We start from the raw sequence: 20497 nt of genomic DNA, 5'->3' as shown, positions 1-20497 counted from the left end.
TCCCCAAAAAAGAAATTCTAAACCTAAGCCTTTGGAAAAAAACCGGTGTGGTTCAAAATTCCGAACCTGGCAAAAAGAACTTTCTCAAACCCAAAGAGAATACTCCAAAACATGGGGAACTTTTCTTCGATTTTGAAGGAGAAGTGACTGAACCGCAGATTACAGAAACTGGCATTCCTTTTAAATCTAAATCCATATCGGTTGTTTCTGCTTCCTATGTAACAGATGATCAAACCTTTTTTTTCGGCAGAAAATCTGCTTATTTTTCAGGCCGAAGGAATCAAATCCACTTATCAGTTTCTGGAAATTCTTTATTTGGAACTCATCCCGATCCCTTTACCATCACCATCCCCATTCGTTTAAGCGAACAAGGAGCCGGTTCTATAATTTTAGACAGAACAGTATTTGTGAAGGGGAAAAAGTATGGCATCTCACTCGAGTTAAACGAAAGTAAACCCACACTTTACGTCAATAACCTACTCCAAAAATCCGATGGTCGAACCACAAGTTTTACTTTAGATTCATCAGTAAAAATCAAAAGAAAAACTTGGGAAGTGATCTCTATTTATTTTGATACATTGAATCATCGATTTGTACTCTATCAAAATGGAATTGAAACCGCAGAATATGAAAACAACCAAGCTGATACTTTAGGATTTGGTTTTCCCGAAAACGATTCCACTCCTCTTGTACTTGGGAAAGCGTTTTATGGAAATTTAGATGGATTCCATATTCATAAAGGAGAACCGGAGTTTGAATATACAAAGTTTGAACCAGTTCGGTATGATGATGAAACTAAAATTGGATTTATGGAAGGAAGTACCGCCCTATCTCCTATTTTAGAAACCAAATATAGCAACTCCTCTCTCACCAAAATCCAATGGAATATAGAACAACCTAAAGATACTATGCTTGAACTTTACTTTCGAGGTTCGAACCAAAAGTTTTTAGAATCAAATACAAGTCTTTCTTGGACAAGAATCAAATCGTTCGACAAGGAACTTCCCAAAAACAAATTCAAATACTACCAGTGGAAGTTATGGTTTCGTCCAGACCCTATGGGTAAAACGGTTCCCCACGTACAATCGTTATCCTTTGAATATACGGAACAAACTCCTCCGGATCTTCCCACTCAATTTCGATTGGAATCAAGTCCGACTCAAGGAAATGCACTTTGTTTTTTATGGAATTCCAATCATGAAAAAGAAGTTCAAAATGGTGGCGGATATATCATACACTATGGGCTCACCCCCAACCGAATGTTAGGTTCTATATTTGTAAAAAAAGATAAAAATGGGAATTTAAGTAAAATTGACGGTAACGAAGAAAATAGTGGCTTCAGAAACAAACGATTTTGTATTACAGAAGATACTTTAGTTAATAATATTTATATTCCAGAAGGGGAACTGACAAACGAGGAATACCGACCTCTTGCTGACCAAGTGGATCATTCTAGAAAGGAAAAAAGAGGACTCCTTTTCCAGCCAGGTTTGACCTATTATTTTAGAATTTCAGCTTACAACCGCTATTTGAATGAATGGGATTCCAAGGACCAAAGAAGTCCACTTTCCCCTCCTATTTCATTCAGTTTCCCCAAAGAAGTTACGAACTAAAAGCAAAGGAAGGGAGGCCACCTCCCTTTCCGAATCCACAATTAGTACATCCATCCCCTCTTTTAAAGCGATTGCCATTTCGATATCACAAGTTTCTGACATAAAAATTTGTGTTCTGACCCCTTCTGTATCCAAGTCAAAAATAGAATCAGTGAGATCTTCTAGGTAACGAAGGATTTGTTTTTTTTTCTCTACAGAAATGGGATCTAAAAGTTGGAATAATAAAAAAATGGAAAGTGAGGAAGTAAAAAATCTCTCATGTTTATCCAATGCTTCAAATAATCGTTTTTGAATTTCTGTTTTACGAGAAGATCGAAGTAATGCAAACAGAAGGGACGAAGTTAAATAGAGTTTCAATCCAGTATCTCCGTAAGTGCCAAAAGAGCTTGTCTTCTTAAAAGTTCTGATTTTTGGATGATCTCGTTTTTTAGAGCCAAACGTATGAGTTCCCCTTGCGAAACCCCTCTTCTTGATGCTTCATTCTTTAATAAAATCTGTTCCTCTTCTGAAAGTAAGATTTGAAACCGTTTATCAATTTTTGCCATTAGTCTTCTTCTTCCAATTCTTTTTCGGCCTTTTCAAATTTCCGCCAATACAAATTAGCATCCTGCCATTGTCCTAATGATTCGTAAAGAGAAGCAATATTATAATAGGATTCGGTTAAACGGTAATCCAACTTCACTGCCTTTTGGAATAGTTTGATCGACTTCTCTTTGTTATCTGAAAACCATTCACTGAAAGCCCAAAGGTAATACCAACGGCCTAAATTGGGATCCCTTGGCCTTACTTTTTCCAAATGCAGAACATTTTCTTGAAAAAGTTTGGAGGAAAGATTATAATTTTTTTGAATTAATTTTGCCTTATTGATTCTGTCTTCAGCAGGTTCATCAGGCCTTGGTACAGACAAATCATTTCTATACAGAAGTGACTTCGCATAAAGTAGTTTAAAATAAAGTTCGTTTTGGCTTAAGTCAAGATAACGTTCCAAATAAGGAATGGAAGAAGTTTCTTCATCTACTTTGTGGAGATTGTAAATTTGTTTTTTTAGAGCGGTTGTTTCTTCTTTTTTTTTGCTACCACCGGCCCATAAAGTTTGGATGGATAAGAGAAAAATACAAACAAATTTAAAAGTATAGGTAGTAGTTTTGTCCATCATCAGGGAATTTCATCGATTTGATTTCATGGCGAAATGGTAGTTCCTGTAATTTTTGAATCACAGAAAGGTATAAATCTTTTGCCGTTACAATCAACATAGAATTGGGTGAGGTTTCAATCAATCGATCTTTGCTTTCCAAATAGGTTTGAATGGAATCTACAAAATGTTTTTTGGAACGTTCCCATTCTTGCGAGGGATGGTATTCGGGCCATTGGATGCGAAGGACTGAGGTTGCCCTCTTTCCGCCAAAAGTAGCTTGCATAAAGGAACGAATCATCCAAGACAAACTATCCTTTAGAAACTCAGGTTTTCTTTCTTCTTTTTCCACAAGCACATGCAGTGCAGGAATTACTTGGCGGAGTTTGTCCTGAATCATACGTTTGTGAGAGTCGAGAAACTTACTTCTTTCTTCTTTATTCAATAGTACAAGAAAAATTCCAGGAAAACCAAGGGATTCCATATGGAAAGCAATGATAGCCTCTGTTTGCAATAGGATTTCCCAAGAAAATTTCTTAGCAATAAAACGATCGAGCCTGACTACATCATCCACATCAAGCAAGGCAAATCCCGTTTCATCAAAAGGTAAATAGGGATCATGGTGTAAAAAAATGAGATTAGAACGGGTGTTATAGTCTAACCCAGAAGAAATTTGGTTGTGAAAGGAACCAAGAGAATCATTTAAAAATAAATAAGAAAACCGAGGGGAACCAAGCCTTGAGATAAAGTTTTTTGTATAACCAATAATCCCATCATAAGAGATCTCATTCTCTCGATAAATTTTATCAAGTAAAGCATACTCCACTCGTTTTTCTTCAGGCACCAAAGTTAGAAAATTTTCTGCGAATGGTTTTTGAGTTTCTTCTGATTCTTCTCTTTTGGTAACGGAATGAACGAGTTTTTCTAACTCAGGATTAAAAATAGCTTCTCGTTTTTTTTGTACGGCATCTAAAATGGCCACTCGTCTCCAAGTGGCAGGAGGAAGTATTTTAAAACTCGTTTTTTTCACTGGATTTGTATTGTTTGTAATGGGTTCCACTTTTGTTTCAATTCCTTCTTTCTCCAGGTGAGTTTTTTTTATCTCTACTTCAGTTGCGAATGAATCCTCACTCATCAAAGGGGATTCCCCTAACGTACCACTATGCTCTAGTTTACGTTTGATAGAGGCCCATAAAACAAAGAAGATCCATGGTCCTATAAATAAATACCCAAAGCTAAATAGATAAGGAGGAAAGGAGGAGTAACGATATACAGATAATCCTGATAAAAATCCAGGTTTCCCTTGTTCTTTAGAAGTATAATAAGTATGAAATTTATGGTGTAAAAATCCTACCGATTGTTTTTTGGAATCCAAATGGACGAACTTAGAAGTATCCTCACCCTTCCAGTCTTTTGGACTGAATAGGACTTGTTCCTTACTTTTGTTATCCGATAGTTTTGCAGAAACTAAGGGAAAGTAAAACTCATCGCGATCTTTTTCTTTTTTGGCCTGCAAAAAACTGGAGTCGAGCACAGCCACTAGAATATCGATAGAATCATTCTCGTTATTACGTTTTGGAATGAGATACACTAAATCCATCTCAGACTCGAGTAACATCGTGATCGGATGGCTTTGGATTCTTCGAAACAAACCAAAAATTTCTGTTCCAAATCGATTTTGGATGGTTTTACTTTCCGAGGATCCTTCTTTCCAAAGATAGAGTTCAGAAACTATTCTTTCAGTTTCGCCGAGCCCCCCACCTTCGCCCAAACCTTCCCTAAGTAGATTTTTTTCAAGAACAGAAAGAGTCTCTTCAAATTGGATTAACCTGTGTTTAGTCCAAGGTTTATAATAACGATAGTCTGGAAATAGTTCGAAGCTTTTTTGATAAAACAAAAGTAAAATCAAATACACGATCACCGGCACAAGAATTCTTCGTTTGAATGGAAACCCATGAGTGTGAATGACCATCCAAATAAAACGAATGTAAAAAAGGCCAGTAAAGGTAATCAGGAAAAGTATAAAACAACCGAATCTAATTTCATCAGATTCTGAATCTGACTGACGAAGTAAATAAATAGAAAAATGATCTGTAGTTTCTAAAATAAGTTTAGAATTTTTACCATCTAACTGCCATGTGATGGTTTGGCCTTCTTTCCCCGAAAAAAGTCCAAGAAGTTGGTTACTCTCCCTGTCACCCGTCAAAATCGATTCGTCATTGGTATATAATATTTTTTGTGACTTGGGATCAAAGGCCCAATAAAGATACCCATATTCTAAGTTGGCATTTTGAATTTGTCTCGGTAAGGCCGGCCCCGGAGGAAAAACAACAAAGAATTTCCCTGATAAGTCCCGATACACATAATCTCCGTTAGCAAGGGTACGAAGTTTACCCTCTAATAACCCAGTGGGGTCTTGCCTAAGTTCTTCCTGAAAGATTTCGTTCGTTTCCTCTGTACTATGAATGAGGCGAAGGGAATCATCATATAACCTTACATAGCTTAGTCCCAAGGTTTGTTTGATCCGAGTAGTCACCTGGGAGGCACGGTAAGGTAAGGCAGATTCTCGAAAAAAGAACTCGAGTGTATTCAAATACTCTTTTGTCCTGTCTTCGTCAAAACGTTTTAGGGCGGAAATCAAATTGGACTTCATACGAAGGGGTCGAATCCATTCGAAATACCCAAAGAGGAGCGAAGTAACGAGAAGGGAAACGACCAAGTATCCAAAAAGAATAGACAGGTTTCCGAAATTCCGTTTCATCATTCTAATTATCGGGTTGTCATTGGCAAAAACCAATCAGTCCAAGGAAAGGAATGATTTTTTATGTATTTTTGGACGGTGTGGGAATCGCAAATTACGACCCAAAATCCAATCCATTCAGTCGTTTTGCCAAAGGATTTTTAGCACCCGTCGGAGGGATTCCGAAGTCCGATGCAGACCTACCGGTTTTGCCATCAAGATTACATTATATCAAAACAGATGCCCATATGGGCGTTTCTGGCCTGCCCCAGTCCGCCACAGGCCAAACAGCTCTTTGGACGGGAATTCCTGGTCCCACAGTGCTTGAGCGGCACGTGAGTGGGTTTCCGACCATCACCCTTCGCAAAATCATAGCCAAATATTCCATGATCAAGGTCCTAAACGAAAACGGACATTTGAGTGATTTTCTAAATTGTTTTTCTCCGCCATATCTAAAACATGTAGAAGAAAAACCGAAACTCGTTTCAGCCTCCACCTTAGTCCAGTTAGCCAGTGGTCGTCCTTTAAAGAACTTCGATGACCTAAGAAATGAAAGAGGTCTGTATATGGATCTCACACATGAAATTATGGGAACCTTGGGAATTGATATGTTAAAACAAGGGGATCCACTCCTCGAAAGGCGAGATCCCTACTTACTTGGCAAACAATCCATGTCTCGATTTGCCCATTACCAATTGGCTTTGTATGAATACTTTCTCACTGATAAAGTGGGACATGCTATGGATTGGGAAAAGGCAGAATATGTGATCAAAAATCTAGAAGATTTTTTTCGCGGGATCCTTGAAACTCTTGATCCAGAAAACGATCTACTTATTGTTTCGAGTGATCATGGGAACATGGAAGACTTAAGTCAAAAAAATCATACGGAAAACCCGGCGGCCACCATCCTCTATGGTAAGAATGCTGACCGCTTCGCAGAAAATATACATTCGCTTGCAGACATTGTTCCGGAAATTTATAAAACTTTCGGAATGGAGGAAGCCCTCCTGAATACAAAAACGAATGAATTTCTAATTAAGTCCGACTAAAACTCTAAATCACTTCCCGAATCAGGTCGGTTAGAAATCGAACCCGGTTTAGTTGAAAGAGAATCAGACGATACATCTGAACCATCAAGATCGTTGTGGTCGGTAAACTGATCGAGTGATTCTTTTTTCCATGCAATCGCCTTGTCGGTAATCTGGTTTTTAGGGTATTTATCTACTATCGTTTGAAATATACCGGCAGCTTTTTCAAATTTACCTTGCCTGAAATAAATGGTGCCTTTTTTGTACAATGCCGCTTGGTCGAGCGAATAATCGCTGTTATTCAAAGCTTTATTGATGTAAGTGAGGGATTCAATTTGTTTTCCCATAGCATCGTAAGACAAAGCAGTGTAATACAAAGCTTCCTCTTCTTTTTTAGGAGTGGGATTCACAGTGATTACTTTTTGAAACAGTTCGATGGCTTTTGTATAATTTTTTTTAGTATAATTTTCTTTTGCATCTTTCAAAACAGAGTCTTTATACTCCCCTACTACCTTTTCATCAGCACCAGCTAACTGGTCTGCTGTTTCAATGTATTCGTCAAATACATCAAAGGACGCCCAGTCTTTTCCGAGTTTACGTAAGGATCTACCCCAACCAATTCTAGATTCTGTATTGTTAGGATCTTCCTGTAATGCCAAAGTATAATTTTTACGAGCGGATTCAAAATTTCCCGTTCTATAAAAATAATCACCAAGCGAAAGAAAGGATTTGGATCTTAATTTATTGTCTGAACTTGATTGCAAAACAGACTCTAAATGGGCTTTTCCTTCTGACTCATTACCGATTTTTAAAAGTATATTCCCTAGAGAGTAACTCAAGCGTTCTTTCTCTTCTGGTTTTACATTTGGATTCTTTTTTAGATCTTTGTAAATATCGAGCGCTGGGTAAAAATCAGAATTTTTTTCTAGTGCTCTTGCTTGATTGTATTTGATTTGAAATTCAAATTTTTCAGCACCACGTTTCCCAGCTAACTCAGAAAAGATGGCAATTGCCTTTTCTTTACTTTGCGGGTTAGATTGTTTTAAGTATTCTTCCCCTTCCGCAATTTTTTCCAAAATCACTTGAGATTGGTCTTCTCTTGCAGAAATATTAGTTTGATAGTATGCAGTGGAAAGGCCTGCAACGATAAATAAAAAACCTGCTAAAGTAACAATAATTCGATTCATAAATTCCCTCTACCCGCCTGACTCAAGGTCTGATTCGTCCAAAATTCCACTCGAGATGGTGAATAGGATTTAGTTTCCCTTTTCAAAAAACACTTTAAAGCCTTTTTCGTATCACCAGTTTTCAAAGCACTCACTCCAAGAAAAAACATCGCCTTTCCTCTTAAATATGCGTTTGATTCATTCTTCAAATATTCTTCCAACCGATACACTGCTGTTTCATATTTTTTTCTAATTACAGTTTCTTTTATGATTTGATTTAGATCTGTTTGGCCCAAATCATAATTCACCGTAGCTGATGTTTCTTCCTTAAAATCGTTTACTGGTTCCGACTCTCTTGGAGGAAGGGTATCAGCGGGAGTTACGGTATGTTCATTTTTATAAAGTTCGGATTTTTCTGGCTCCCTTTTTGGATGAGACTCAGCCACTTCATTAGGTTCTTCTGGGGGAGCTATATCTTTTGAAAAATCATATTTAAAGTAAGATACATTTTCTTTTAAATTATAATCTTCTGGTATTCCATTAGATTTTGCTGTTACTCCAAAATAGAGTTCGTCGATTTCTTTTAATTCTTTGATAAAAAAATTAGTTTTAGGATGAAGGACAGTTGCTACTTTCACAACAGATCCTTGGCCAAAGGAAGAAGTTCCCTGGTTTAATGGTTTCACCGAAGCATACAAACTATATACAGTGGTTTCGTCAGCAGATTCTGGACTGATCCAACTAATCACAGCTCCTTTTCCTACTCGTTCATAACCAAGCCCTCTCACATGCATGGCACCACCAAAATCTGTTCGTGTATCATTTGATGCCACTTCTTGTTTTGGTTTTTTTGGGGATTCTTCTACAATGACTTCGGCGTTATTTTTTTCTGTTTGTTTGACATAAAACACTCGCAAGGTGGACTTTTTATCTTCCAAGGGCAAAGTTTCTTCGCCGCCCACTTGTTTTACAGAAACCCCGTAATAGAGTGTTTGGGATTTATCCAAATCTTGATCTAAAAAAGTATTCACAGGATGAGTGAGTTCTGCCAGTTTTTCTGCTTTTTGCATCAGAGGCAAACTAGTAAGAGGTGAATTGGATCGATACACGGTATATAAGGTTCTCCCCGCAATGGCACCGTTTGGTGGTGTCCAATTCAGGCGTAAATACTTCCTTTCAATCGTCGCCGAAATTCCCGATACCCCACCTACCATCGATTGGATTCCCGCATCGGCAGGAAAAGCTGGAAAGTCAGGATTTTGTCCCACTACTGGAGTTCCATTTTCTTCGGAAATATGAACGGGAACCACTGTATAATTCTGATTCGAAAAGAGTTTCACTTCACGACGACGAACGTCCGTTACCATAACGATTGCGTAATAATAAGTACCAGGTTTTAGATTATAATCAAAAAAAACACGGGTTGCATTTGCCCCTGATGCTTTGTATCTTCCAAGAGAATCCGCAATGTATAGTTTTTCTGGACTGTCAATCATTACCGTGGACCTAGCCACAATGATTTCACCTTCTTGTTTGGGTGGATCCCAATCCAAACGAATCGATTTTTTATCAGGAAGAAGGCTTGAGTGAATTGCCTTGGCTATAGTAGGATAACGACTTTCCTCAAATCCAGAGTCTGCCGAAACCGGAACGAGTGAGAGTAGCAGTACAGCTGTCCAGAGTTGAATCGAGAACTTCATACTTAGATTTTCGGTGGCAAAGGTCCCCTAATTGAATTTTTCGTTTGTACTTTCCTAGCTTTTCTCTGAGAATTGTCATTATGTCCGAAACGGAATACTACCGTTCCCAAACTTACCAGGAATACCTGCTTTCAAGCCACAGGAGGGAGGTTTGTCCTCCTGAAGATGTGTATGCATTTTTCAATTGGAAGGGCTTAAATAACCTAGTGGACTTTGGTAGTGGGCTCGGATTCTACTTCCAAGAATTTCGAAAGTGGTTTCCCCATGTTTGGATTTGGGCCGCCGAATGCCAACAAGAGATCATCGATATGATCTTACGAAGAAAACTTATGGAAGGAATCGAACAACTCACGCCTTTCCATATGGATCAGTCCGACCATCCCCTCCTCCCGGAATGGGTTCCTGTTCCTGAAATTATTTTTGCGTCCCTAACTCTTTCCACTTTTCCAAACCCAGGTTTGGCGATGGATGGCCTTATCCGGTCTATGAAATCGGGAGGCCGATTGTTTATTATCGATTGGTCTAAAACCGAATCTGGTTTTGGTCCCAAAATCAATGAAAAGATATCCATGGACAAAATGAAATTCCTCGCAGAGGAATACAAATTGGAAGTCACCAAATCAGGCCGGATCTCTGAGCATTTTTATGGAATGGAAGTAAAGGCAAGTTCCAACTTTATTTACGGATACTACGACCTCAAAGAAGAAGAGGATGAAGATACAGCTGTCTTCAAACAATAATCTAAAAATATAGAACCAAGACCGATGTTTCTCCCACTCACCTACCATGTGGAGTGAAGAACAAAAGGCCATCATTCTTTCAAATCATCCCATCAAACAAGTGATTGCTGGTGCTGGGTCTGGAAAAACTGCTACGATGATTGGACTTTTAGAAGAAAGGGAAAAAGAAAAAACCATCCCACCTGAGAATACCCTCATTGTCACTTTTACCAAAAAAGCCACAAAGGAATTTAAAGAACGGTGCCATAAAAAAAATCTCTCCACAAAATACCATATCTCCACCTTTCATGCGTTTTGTTTTTTTGCCCTCAAACACTATGATAGTTCCAAAGATTGGCCTCGTTACAAACTCCTAAGTGATTCGAAAAAATGGCAAATCACAAAGGAATTTCTTTCTCCTCTCCAATTTGCGATTGGTGGGATTCCCTTTCCTATCCTATTCAAAAATAACGGAAAACATTTCCGAGAACTTTCTTTAGCAGATTACGAAACCTTCCAATCTGCTTTCCAAAATTGGAAAGAAAAAAATCATTACTTCGAGTTTGATGATTTAATCACAAACTTCCTCCAGTTTTTGGACACAAAATCTGCAGATGCCGTGAAAGAAAGATGGAAGGCACTGATCATTGATGAGTTCCAAGATACAGATGAAGTACAACTTCAGATCATAAAAAAAATGAATTTTTGGTCCATCACGGTTGTGGGCGATGATTGGCAGGCAATTTACGGCTTTCGCGGAGCCACTCCCAAACCATTTTTAGATTTCCCAAATCATTTTCCAAATGTAGTAAAATATTTTCTTTCCACTAACTATCGTTCGAAGGATTCCATCATTCGGTCTTCTCTACTTCCCTTAAAACACAACAAAGACAAAATCGAAAAACAAGTCCAAACCTTCCGTAAAGAAAAAGGAACCTTCCAAGTGGAGCGAATCAAAGATGTAGAAACGAGACCTTGGGAGATTTGGAAGGAGTGGTCTGCAAAAGATCCAAAATCAATCATCCTCACTCGAAGCAATTTCAGGAAAAGGGAATGGATCGAAAGCGGTGTTCCTCCCTTTCAAGTGATGACCATCCACAGTGCCAAAGGATTGGAATTTGAAACCGTCATTCTTGACCTGGTTCTCGGTTGGAGTGAGGACATAGAAGATACAAACGAAGCCGAAGAAAGAAGGATTCTTTATGTCGGCCTTTCCAGAGCAAAAGACAATTTGGTTCTCTTAATCCCTGATACAACCAAACCCGAACGCCTGGCCGATCGAATGAGCGAGGATTTTTCAATCAGGAACCGGTTCAGAAATCGTACTTTACGATGGACTCGGCTCTGGTGAAGTGGTTTTACCTTGGGGGATTAGCTCAGTTGGTTAGAGCGCTACCTTGACATGGTAGAGGTCACTGGTTCGAACCCAGTATCTCCCAAGTATCTTCGACTCTCGCATCTTTTCATTTTTTAAACCCACTCTCTTTCAGTTTCGACTTGCATCCTGATGCTGAATCGTTAAAGTTCGAAGCGATGAAACCTAAGTTCCTAGCAGAAGAATTCCTATTGGCTTTGTATTTTTCGGTGTTTAGTATTGTTTCTGGACTTGTTCTTTATTTGGGACAAGCGCAAGCCGGAATCAAACTGGCCTCACTCACCCTTTTATTCCATATCAGCTTTGCTGGCTTATGTTTGGTCTTACGCTGGCACACCCCTTTTCGCATTTGGAAATTTCTCGTTCCTTTATCGATTCTTATGGTATTTCCCGATTGGTTTCTTTCTGCCGTCTTACAGATATTAGTATTTCCTGAAGATGGTTTTTTAAAGATCGGAACTGTTTCTGGTTATATGGCAGGGCTTTGGGCCATTCCTCTTTTTATCTGTGTATATACAGGAATCAAACTAGAAGAAATGTCGGTATCGATTGTTGGAACTTGCCTTTGGGTAGGGATCTGTGCTTTGGTGATCTTTGGAACATCGGAAGCCACTATGTGGGTTTTGGGATCATGGTATGCCCAGGATGTAAAAATGTGGGGGAAAGTCGCTTACTATGTGTTAGTTCCTGAAATGATTTTAGGTATTACCACCTACCTTGCCTACCAAGGTTTTTCTTATTCGGTCTATATCTTCCAAATGGCGATTGGTTTTTTAGTAATGATTCTTTACATTGGAAATCTTTCCTTCTTTTACCTCCTCATTGAAAAAATTCTATAAACTTTTTGTATCGATCGTTCTTTCCCTTCTCCTAGTTTTTTTTCTGGGAGAGGTAGTCTTAAGAATCCAATCAAAAACTGATTCTGAAGAAATCCGGTATAAAAAAATCCATTGTTTGTATGGACTTTCGGAAATTCGCCTTTGCCCCAATGTAAAGGATCAGTTTACCCGTAAAGATGGAAAGTCTTGGGACATCCAAACCAATGTTTTGGGAGAAAGAATCCTCTCTGAGAAATCCGAGACCGCCAATTTATGGTTAATCGGTGATTCCATGGCTATGGGATACGGTTTGCCATCAAAAGAAACTCCAGCCTACTATCTAAAATCCAAATACAATTTAGAGACCCGAGTCATTGCAGTGGATGCCATTGGAACGAATGGGATATTGAAACTTCTAAAAGAAACATTGGCTTCTACAAAAAAAGAAGACCATCCAAAACAAATCTATTGGATTTGGAATCCATCTGACTTTATTGATGATACAGTAGAAAAAACAGGCCTAAAACGGTATCTTTATCCGATCCATTTTTTACTCGCAAGAATTTCCTATCTTTACCGGAATCTTCTTCCCTCTCCCCCAACCAATGCGTACACTGCGTACGGTGATCCCATCCTTTATCCCCAAAATCATATCACATATAACAATTTAAAAAAGTTTTTCGCCGACCCTTCTCTTCCGCAGGGTAAAATCTCTGTCCTCTTTAGTTGGGGAATGTCGAAAGAGGGAATCCCTGATACCAAAGATCCCAATTATACATTGGCAAAAACATTCTTTCAAGAACAGGGTGTGAAAACGATCGACCTAAGGCAAAGGACAGAAGGATTGTTTAAAGAACAAAAACAAGTTTATATCCCAAATGATGGTCACCCAGGCCCAGCACTCGCAGAACTTTTTGCCGATGCCATCGCCAAGGCCTTTCTAATTTTGCCTTAGAAATGCTTGATTCCCAGCCTGAATTCTAAAGTTTAGAGGGATATGATTCAAAACTGGAAACGATGGGGAGCCATTGTCCTATTTTTCCCGTTCGCGTTGCTGTCTTTGGAATTGATTTTACGTCTTTCCAATCCACCTGCACTCCGTTACTACCGCGATGTCAAACTCCTTCATGCCTACCATCCTGAATACGGGGTGAGCTTAGAACCTAATGAAAGTCGCTTTGTCCGCCACTACGCTGACTTATGGCAGGGCCAGTTCACAACCAATTCACTCGGCCTTCGGGGCCTTGAAGAACCAATTCCCGGAAAACCCAAACTGCTATGTTTGGGAGATAGTTTGGTCATGGGATTTGGTGTTTCCGATGAAGATACATTTTGTTCCAGGCTTGGTGGCCTAGAAGACAAAGGAATGGTTTACCAAAGTCTGAATTTGGGTGTGGATGCTTACGGATCCCTCGGATCTTATAAACGACTGAAAGATATGTCTACAAAAATTGACAATATACAAACTGTTCTATTTTTTATCTCACCCAATGACTTTACCATGCCAGAAGAACTTCGTGCCCAAGGCATTCTACCCGATGATGAAAACGATGCCCTCCACGAAAATGATCCCGTATGGAAAAAAAACTTTCGGCTTCAATTTGAACTCACAAGGGTTTCTTATCTTTTGCAAGCTCTGAAACTTGCTTATGAACAAACAAAAGTGAAGGTAGCACAAACCAAATATTTAGTTTCTGCTGATACAGAACAACTTTCGACCTCTCCTTTAATCTATTTAAGAGAAACATTTTTTCTTCCCATAAAAAAACAAAAATGCAACGATACTGCTGAATTTATTTGTCCTAGCCCTTTACAAAATTTAAATGTAGTTTGTTCGGACACTCCCATTGATCCAAGTTCCTTAGAACCGCTACCTGAAACCACGACTAGGGCTTATGATTTAATGATTGGGCTTTCTAAAGAGAAAGGTTATCAGTTTGTTCCCGTCATCCTTCCCATGCAGATCGAAGAAGTGTATTGTCGGCAACTGGGGAAGTTTAATCTTCTCGGAACCTATGCGATGCGTGCCAAACGTTATCTGGAATCCAAAGGAGTCAAAACACTCGATATCCTTCCTTATACGGACAAAATGTGCGGTCGTGAATTCACTTATCATGGACAAACAAAAAAAGCAGGAATCCAAGACTATTACATTCCTGGAGACGGCCACCTAACCAAATTAGGGAATTTATGGGCCGCTGAATCCATCAGTCATGCCTTAAAGGAAATGAAATAACATGCTTTTTAATTCCGTTCACTATTTAATTTTTGCACCCATTGTTATCCTAGTTTATTTCCTTATCCCAAAACGATTCCAAGGCCTTTGGTTATTCATTGTTAGCCTGTATTTCTATGCTATTTTTAGGATTCCTTTTCTTATCCTTTTGGTTTTTTCTTTTATCATCACAAAACTTGCTGTCGATTATATGGAGTTCGCTTCTTCAAAAGCAAAAAAACTCTTTTGGTTGAATGTTGCCGTCTGGAGCAATTTAAGTTTACTTTTTGTTTTTAAGTATTTGGATTTTTCTATTACGGTTTGGAATCAAACTTTTTCTCTGACTCCTTGTGATCCTGAATTTGTGCAGAAGTCTGGGATTTTACTTCCCATGGGGATTAGTTTTTTCACCTTACAAGCGGTATCCTATGCTGTGGATGTTTACAAAGGCGTGGTGGTCAGGGCCAAATCCATATTCCATTTCGGACTCTTCCTCGCATTTTTTCCCCAACTTGTGGCAGGCCCCATCTTACGTGCGAGTGATGTCCTCCATCAATTTTTAGATTCCAAAGACTTCACAAAAGAAAATCTCAAACAAGGTTTAAAACAACTCTTTTGGGGAATCTTTAAAAAGACCTTCATTGCCGATCCCGTATCTTACGTGATCGATCCCATGTATGCAAACCCTACTGAATACAATTGGATTGCGATGTGGATAGCGGCTATGTTATTCGCAGTACAAATTTATTGTGATTTTTCTGGGTACTCTGATATTGCGATTGGAACAGCAAGAATCCTTGGTTTCCATATTCCCAAAAACTTTGATCGTCCTTTTTTATCGGGAACACTCAGTGAACTTTGGAGGCGGTGGCATATTTCCTTTAGTTCTTGGTTACGAGACTATGTATACATCACTCTCGGCGGTAACAGAAGGGGTGAGATTATGGCCTATGTAAATCTTTTTCTCACAACCTTTGTTTCTGGAATTTGGCATGGTGCCGATTGGACTTTTGTTTTTTGGGGAACTCTGCATTCCACAATGATGGTGGTAGAAAAGTTTGTATTCAAATTTGAAACCATGCGTAATGCCTGGAATCGGGTTCCAAGAAGCATCCAACCCATATATCCAGTAGGTGTTTTTGTATTGTCTTGTTTTTTCTTTCGAGCCAAGGCCACGCCAGAAGTTCCCACTGGAATGGGGATCACCAAAATTATGTTAGAACGTGCTTTTACCGGAGCAAGTGGAATCTTTCCACAAATGAGTGTTAGTTTGGTGATCTTAGTTGGATTTTTGTTTTTAGTGGACATCCTCCAAGATAGGGACGAAGACCGATTTGCCTTTATCACAGACAATCTCTACTTTCTAATTCCTACTTGTATATTACTCTATATCACTTCGTTTATCATTTATAGTGTAACCGTTTCCAGTCCTTTCCTCTATTTCCAATTCTAAATAAAAAAGCCGGCAAGTAAGTTTGCCGGCTTCCATTGAAATGTTAGATTTTAAATTGATCTTAATTAAATTCTAATTTTCAATACAATTTGAATTTCAAATATAATTATCTTCTATCTGTTTAGAATTCTACTTTCGGTGCATTCTCAATGGTTTTTTGGTCTTCTACTGTAAAGGTTGCTTTGGAAGCATAACCAAAAGCTTTAGCAGTAAGAACCGCAGGGAACTGGCGAATGTATACATTGTATTCTTTCGTTGATTTGATAAATCGATTCCTTGCTACAGTGATTCTGTTTTCTGTTCCTTCCAACTGCGCCATTAAATCAGAAAAGTGTTGGTCTGATTTTAATTGTGGGTAGTTTTCTTGGATCATAAGAAGTCTAGACAATGCAGAACCCAATTGGCCTTGTGCTTGGTCAAATTGTTTTAAACTTTCTGGATTGTTTACAAGTTCTGGAGTTGCTTGGATGGAACCAATTCTGGCTCTTGCATCAGCAATCCCTTTCATAATGTCTTTTTCTTGGTTTGCAAATCCTTTGACCGCAGAGACCAAATTGGGAACTAAGTCAGCTCTTCTTTTGTATTGGTTGAGAACTTCCGCCCAAGAAGCAGTCACTTCTTCATCCAACTCTTGGATACGGTTGTAACCACAATTGGTAAGCAGTATTGCCATAAGGGAAACTAGAAAAACGGTTCGAAACATTCTTGTCATGGTGATTGTATACCTACGCATTAGTCGGTCTGCAACACCAATTTGTTAAAAAAATTAGTAACGAAAGGGTTTTATGGTCTTCGCCCAACGTTTTTCTGATTCCTTTAAATAGATTTCCAGGTCAGAATCGGAAAGTTTTCCGTTCAAATAGTCTAATAGATTAGCATCCCCTGCAAGAAGTTCGATGGCAGGCCTGTCCGAACGGAATTCATACACTCCTTTCAAATATTCAAAATCGCTTGGAAACAATTCCGCCAATTGTTTTAAAAAAAATAAAACAAAATATAGCGAGTGGAACTGTTTTGGTTTCAAAACCATCAATTGGTATCCTTCACAAATCGAACCAACATATTTATGGAAGGTGGGCAAAAACCGTAAGTTCCGCAAAAGATAGGTTCCTGGTTGGTGGGTCAACATTCGTTTGTCTAATTCTTCCTTTGGTTTGCCTAAAAGATAAGGTGCACCGAAGGTTTCAAAGGGTTTTGTAGTTCCTCTTCCTTCCGAAAGGTTTGTGCCTTCTAACAAACACATTCCCGGATACACCAAACAAGTATTTTGCGTGGGGATATTGGGGGAAGGAGGAACCCACTCCAAGTGTGATAATGATTTTGGATGGATTACACCTATAGGTACAACCACTACATCCACTTTCAACTGAAAAGTTTCATTGTAATAGGATAACAATCCCCCAGGAGTGAGCCCATGTCTATGTAAGACAGTTGGTACTCCCACAAAGGACTCAAATTCTTTTTGTAGGGCAGTGCCTTCTAGTTTTTTACCGATGGGATTGGGAGAATCAATCACTAAAAATAATGGGGCCTTTCCCGTTTCTTTTTTTAACCGCGAAAGCTCACTCAATATATAGTAAGCGGTAGTTAAGAAAGTATAATAACGAGAACCCACATCTTTGATATCAACAATGACTACATCAACAGTATTCAAAGTGTCGCGAGGAGGAATTAGACTTTTCTCTTCCTTTCCATAAAGGTTTACAATCTGCATACCACCGAATAGATATTGCAGTTCATCTCCGCTGACCTGGTCTTGTAACTCTGCAAAAAGTCCATGTTCTGGTAAAAAGATAGTTTTTAGATCAAAAATTTCCGCAAATGTTTGGAAGTGATACTTTCCATGAAAACCAAAAGCACTTTGGTTTGTAAGAATCGCCGCCTTACAGCCGCTTAACTTATTAATATTTTTTAAAAACTTCATTTTGTCTTTCGAATCTGTTCTTTGTTTAACAATGCCAATTCCCAAAGTATTCGAATTTTACCTTCATCAAAGGGATGATCCGGTTTCAACAAATCACGAAACTCAACTAATTGGTGAATGAAATCATCAATCGACTGGTACAAAAAATCTTTATTTTCTTTGAAAATGGAAATCCACATATCAGGATTGGATCCAGCAATCCTTGACATATCCCGAAACCCACCACCGGTGATTGGTTTTGGAATCCCCATCACTTCTCTCATGGTTGTGGTATTGGCACCCGCCACATTCACAAGAATGGTGGAGATCACATGCGGAAGATGGGATAAATTCGCCAAAGTTTCATCATGAGATTTTGAATCCATCTCCATCGTCCAAGAGCCAATCGATTCCCAAAACACACGCACCCACTCCAAACTAGCGTTAGATGCCGATTTAGGACTGGTTAAAATACAAAGTTTGTCTAAGTAAAGCTCCGCGACTGCTGCCCCTGGACCTGCTTGTTCGGATCCGCACATAGGATGGGTCGAAATATAATGATGAGGTTCGTTCCCATAATATTTCTCTACTGCTGATACAATGGTTTCTTTGGTGGATCCTAAATCCATAAAGATGGTATTTCCCGACTTTGGTAAAGTGGGGATAATTTGTAAAATGGATTCCACAGGTGTGCTAAAGACCACCAAATCGTATTGGGTCCAATCAGGAGCTATAAATTCTTTTTGTAAAAACACTTGGTTGGCTAGATTTTTCTCTAGAATCGTGGATTTACTTTTTTCGGAACGAACCACTGCAGAAATGACAACGTTTGGAAATTTTTTGCGTAACGAAAGAGCAAGAGAGCCACCCATAAGCCCCATGCCATAAATCAAAACTCGAGTAAGTTTCATGTAGGAAAGGATCCAGCTGTTGGATAAGAACCGAGAAGTTTAAATAAGGTACATTGTGATTTTACTTTTTCCAGAAGTTCTGCAATTTTTGGATCTTCTTTGTGACCAATAAAATCTACAAAAAAATGGTATTCCCATAAGTTTCGTTTTAAAGGTCTCGATTCAATTTTGGTTAAGTTGACCGCAACCTCATTAAAGGTTTTTAAAATGGCAAATAAAGAACCAGTTTGGTTTGGAATCGAAAACACAATGGAAGTTTTATCTTCTTTTGTTTTCGGTGATTCTGTTTTTCCGATTACCAAAAACCGAGTTGTGTTTCCCGAATAATCTTCGATTCCTTCGGCAACGATATTTAAATTATAAATTTCACCGGCAATTTTAGAGGCGACAGCAAGTCCGTCTTTTCTTTCGGAAACTAATTTTGCCGCCATAGCAGTGGATGAGGTTTCCACTACTTCCGCATTAGGAAGGTTTGCAGAAATCCAATTGCGGCACTGTTCGTTACCAATACGAATTCCATAGATTTTTTTAACGGCAGCAAGATCAGTTTCAAAACCGAGCAAAGAAAAGGAAATCTTTTGGTATAACTCAGAGTATACAATGAGGTCTGTTTCTAAAAACATATCGAGAGTAGAACTTACTTGGCCCTCAGTAGAATTTTCTACAGGAACCACTCCGTAATCCAACTTCCCCTCTTCTACCATTCGGAAAACATCTGGGATGGATGTTTGTGGAGCAGCGTCGATAGAAGTGCCAAATTTGGAGCGCATAGCGGAATGAGAAAAACTACCTTCAGGTCCCAGAAATCCAATCTTTAACGGGTGTTCTAAGGCAATGGTTCCAGACATCATCTCCCGATAAATGGCACGAATCACCGATGCGGGGAGTGGCCCGCCAGATAACTTGGTTACTTTTTCATACACATCTTTTTCACGATCCGGTCGGTAGATGGGACCACCCGATTCTTTTTTAACGCGCCCAATCTCTTGGGCGAATCCAGCACGTTTTTGAATCAAACCAATAATTTCAGTATCAAGTGAATCAATCCCAGCGCGGAGTTTTTTTAATTCTTCTTCTGCACTACTCATTTAGGCCTCTTCTTGTAACTCTTCTGGTAGTGTACTCAAATCAAAATCGGGATTCATTTCCGTTTCATCGGTGACAATAATGGATTCGGGAGAAAATTCTTCGAACTTAAGTTCTTTCACCTCTACTGGTGTAGGAAGGTCTGTGAGTTTACTCAGACCAAAGTGTAACAAAAATTCGTTGGTCGTTCCGTACAATGTGGGTCTACCGGGGACTTCTTTTTGTCCCACAGCCTTCACTAATTTTTTGGACATAAGGCTTGCTACCATTGCCCGAGAAGAGACCCCACGAATTTCATCCAGTTCTGTTAATGTGATGGGTTGTTTGTAAGCAATGATGGCAAGAGTGTCCAACGTTCCCCGAGAAAGGGTTTCTCTTTTTTTATCTTTAAAGATATGGGCTAGAACTTCGCTATATTTTTGATTTGTGATGAATTGATAACCACCGGCGATTTCTCTGAGTAAAAAACCGCCTTCTTTTTCTTGGTAATCGAGGATGAGTTCGTCGAGGAGTTCTCGGGCTTCAGTTTTTTCTATCCCGGCGGACTTTGCAAGTGCAGACAATTTGATCGGATCCGAAGACAAAAAGAGAAGCGCCTCAAGAAGGCCCTTGGTATAAGTTCTTTCTTCCAAATTGAT

General features: G+C 39.0%; 19 protein-coding genes and 1 tRNA gene. 9 read left to right on the top strand and 11 right to left on the bottom strand.

The window, feature by feature from the left end; genetic code table 11:
• Window positions 1-47 precede the first annotated feature (47 nt).
• Window positions 48-1613 carry a LamG-like jellyroll fold domain-containing protein gene (locus JWG40_RS03070; protein ID WP_205284498.1) on the top strand — a complete coding sequence of 522 codons (1566 nt, stop codon included), beginning with the start codon at window positions 48-50 and terminating at the stop codon, window positions 1611-1613.
• Here JWG40_RS03070 and JWG40_RS03065 read toward each other — a convergent pair.
• From JWG40_RS03065 to JWG40_RS03050, 4 genes are read right to left on the bottom strand one after another with little or no spacing between them, the layout of a single operon-like run.
• On the bottom strand, window positions 1581-1970 hold the full coding sequence (locus tag JWG40_RS03065; RefSeq protein ID WP_205284395.1) for a hypothetical protein: 390 nt from the start codon (window positions 1968-1970) through the stop codon (window positions 1581-1583). The two genes, JWG40_RS03070 and JWG40_RS03065, sit on opposite strands and share 33 nt — an antisense overlap.
• Window positions 1967-2158, bottom strand: coding sequence for a ribbon-helix-helix domain-containing protein (locus JWG40_RS03060; RefSeq protein ID WP_205284394.1), 192 nt, complete (start codon window positions 2156-2158; stop codon window positions 1967-1969). The genes JWG40_RS03065 and JWG40_RS03060 overlap by 4 nt, the downstream gene beginning before the upstream one ends.
• Window positions 2158-2766 (bottom strand): tetratricopeptide repeat protein, encoded by a 609-nt coding sequence (locus JWG40_RS03055; RefSeq protein ID WP_205284497.1) that lies wholly within the window; start codon window positions 2764-2766, stop codon window positions 2158-2160. The genes JWG40_RS03060 and JWG40_RS03055 overlap by 1 nt, the downstream gene beginning before the upstream one ends.
• Window positions 2738-5509, bottom strand: coding sequence for a hypothetical protein (locus JWG40_RS03050; protein ID WP_205284393.1), 2772 nt, complete (start codon window positions 5507-5509; stop codon window positions 2738-2740). The genes JWG40_RS03055 and JWG40_RS03050 overlap by 29 nt, the downstream gene beginning before the upstream one ends.
• Window positions 5510-5559: 50 nt before the next feature.
• Between JWG40_RS03050 and JWG40_RS03045 the strand changes: the two genes are divergently transcribed.
• Entirely contained in the window at window positions 5560-6534 is a 975-nt protein-coding gene (locus JWG40_RS03045; protein ID WP_205284392.1) for an alkaline phosphatase family protein, read from the top strand.
• On the opposite strand, the gene JWG40_RS03040 is transcribed toward JWG40_RS03045, so the two are convergent.
• Both JWG40_RS03040 and JWG40_RS03035 read right to left on the bottom strand, forming a co-directional pair.
• On the bottom strand, window positions 6531-7700 hold the full coding sequence (locus JWG40_RS03040) for a tetratricopeptide repeat protein (RefSeq protein ID WP_205284391.1): 1170 nt from the start codon (window positions 7698-7700) through the stop codon (window positions 6531-6533). The two genes, JWG40_RS03045 and JWG40_RS03040, sit on opposite strands and share 4 nt — an antisense overlap.
• Entirely contained in the window at window positions 7697-9379 is a 1683-nt protein-coding gene (locus JWG40_RS03035) for a tetratricopeptide repeat protein (RefSeq protein ID WP_205284390.1), read from the bottom strand. The genes JWG40_RS03040 and JWG40_RS03035 overlap by 4 nt, the downstream gene beginning before the upstream one ends.
• Before the next feature lie 80 nt (window positions 9380-9459).
• On the opposite strand from JWG40_RS03035, the gene JWG40_RS03030 reads away from it, so the two are divergent.
• The 7 genes from JWG40_RS03030 to JWG40_RS03000 all read left to right on the top strand — a co-directional run bounded on the left by JWG40_RS03030 (window position 9460) and on the right by JWG40_RS03000 (window position 15959).
• A complete protein-coding gene (locus JWG40_RS03030) occupies window positions 9460-10119 on the top strand; it encodes a class I SAM-dependent methyltransferase (RefSeq protein WP_205284389.1) in 660 nt (219 codons plus the stop codon).
• Between the two features lie 46 nt (window positions 10120-10165).
• Entirely contained in the window at window positions 10166-11449 is a 1284-nt protein-coding gene (locus JWG40_RS03025; protein ID WP_205284388.1) for a UvrD-helicase domain-containing protein, read from the top strand.
• Window positions 11450-11463: 14 nt separating this feature from the next.
• Window positions 11464-11537 (top strand) — tRNA-Val (locus tag JWG40_RS03020).
• Window positions 11538-11631: 94 nt separating this feature from the next.
• Window positions 11632-12312: a DUF6989 domain-containing protein gene (locus tag JWG40_RS03015; protein ID WP_205284387.1), complete on the top strand. Its 681-nt coding sequence runs from the start codon at window positions 11632-11634 to the stop codon at window positions 12310-12312.
• Window positions 12296-13246, top strand: coding sequence for an LA_2486 family SGNH/GDSL-type esterase (locus JWG40_RS03010; protein WP_205284496.1), 951 nt, complete (start codon window positions 12296-12298; stop codon window positions 13244-13246). Before JWG40_RS03015 ends, JWG40_RS03010 begins: the two co-directional genes overlap by 17 nt.
• Before the next feature lie 42 nt (window positions 13247-13288).
• A complete protein-coding gene (locus JWG40_RS03005; RefSeq protein ID WP_205284386.1) occupies window positions 13289-14527 on the top strand; it encodes an LA_2490 family SGNH/GDSL-type esterase in 1239 nt (412 codons plus the stop codon).
• Window position 14528: 1 nt separating this feature from the next.
• On the top strand, window positions 14529-15959 hold the full coding sequence (locus JWG40_RS03000; protein ID WP_205284385.1) for an MBOAT family O-acyltransferase: 1431 nt from the start codon (window positions 14529-14531) through the stop codon (window positions 15957-15959).
• 121 nt (window positions 15960-16080) lie between these two features.
• On the opposite strand, the gene JWG40_RS02995 is transcribed toward JWG40_RS03000, so the two are convergent.
• The 5 genes from JWG40_RS02995 to scpB are packed head-to-tail and all read right to left on the bottom strand — an operon-like array spanning window position 16081 to window position 20491.
• Window positions 16081-16671 (bottom strand): LemA family protein, encoded by a 591-nt coding sequence (locus JWG40_RS02995; protein ID WP_135656697.1) that lies wholly within the window; start codon window positions 16669-16671, stop codon window positions 16081-16083.
• Between the two features lie 54 nt (window positions 16672-16725).
• Window positions 16726-17883 (bottom strand): DUF1343 domain-containing protein, encoded by a 1158-nt coding sequence (locus tag JWG40_RS02990; RefSeq protein WP_205284384.1) that lies wholly within the window; start codon window positions 17881-17883, stop codon window positions 16726-16728.
• Entirely contained in the window at window positions 17880-18773 is an 894-nt protein-coding gene (locus tag JWG40_RS02985; RefSeq protein ID WP_205284383.1) for a prephenate dehydrogenase, read from the bottom strand. The genes JWG40_RS02990 and JWG40_RS02985 overlap by 4 nt, the downstream gene beginning before the upstream one ends.
• A complete protein-coding gene (pheA, locus tag JWG40_RS02980) occupies window positions 18770-19861 on the bottom strand; it encodes a prephenate dehydratase (protein ID WP_205284382.1) in 1092 nt (363 codons plus the stop codon). Before pheA ends, JWG40_RS02985 begins: the two co-directional genes overlap by 4 nt.
• Complete coding sequence (scpB, locus tag JWG40_RS02975; RefSeq protein WP_205284381.1) at window positions 19862-20491, bottom strand: SMC-Scp complex subunit ScpB; 630 nt, start codon at window positions 20489-20491, stop codon at window positions 19862-19864.
• Window positions 20492-20497: the final 6 nt, after the last annotated feature.

Origin of the sequence: Leptospira abararensis (genome assembly GCF_016918735.1) — a bacterium.
In the GTDB taxonomy this organism is placed as follows: domain Bacteria; phylum Spirochaetota; class Leptospiria; order Leptospirales; family Leptospiraceae; genus Leptospira_A; species Leptospira_A abararensis.
This window is presented reverse-complemented; position numbering and strand designations above follow the sequence as displayed.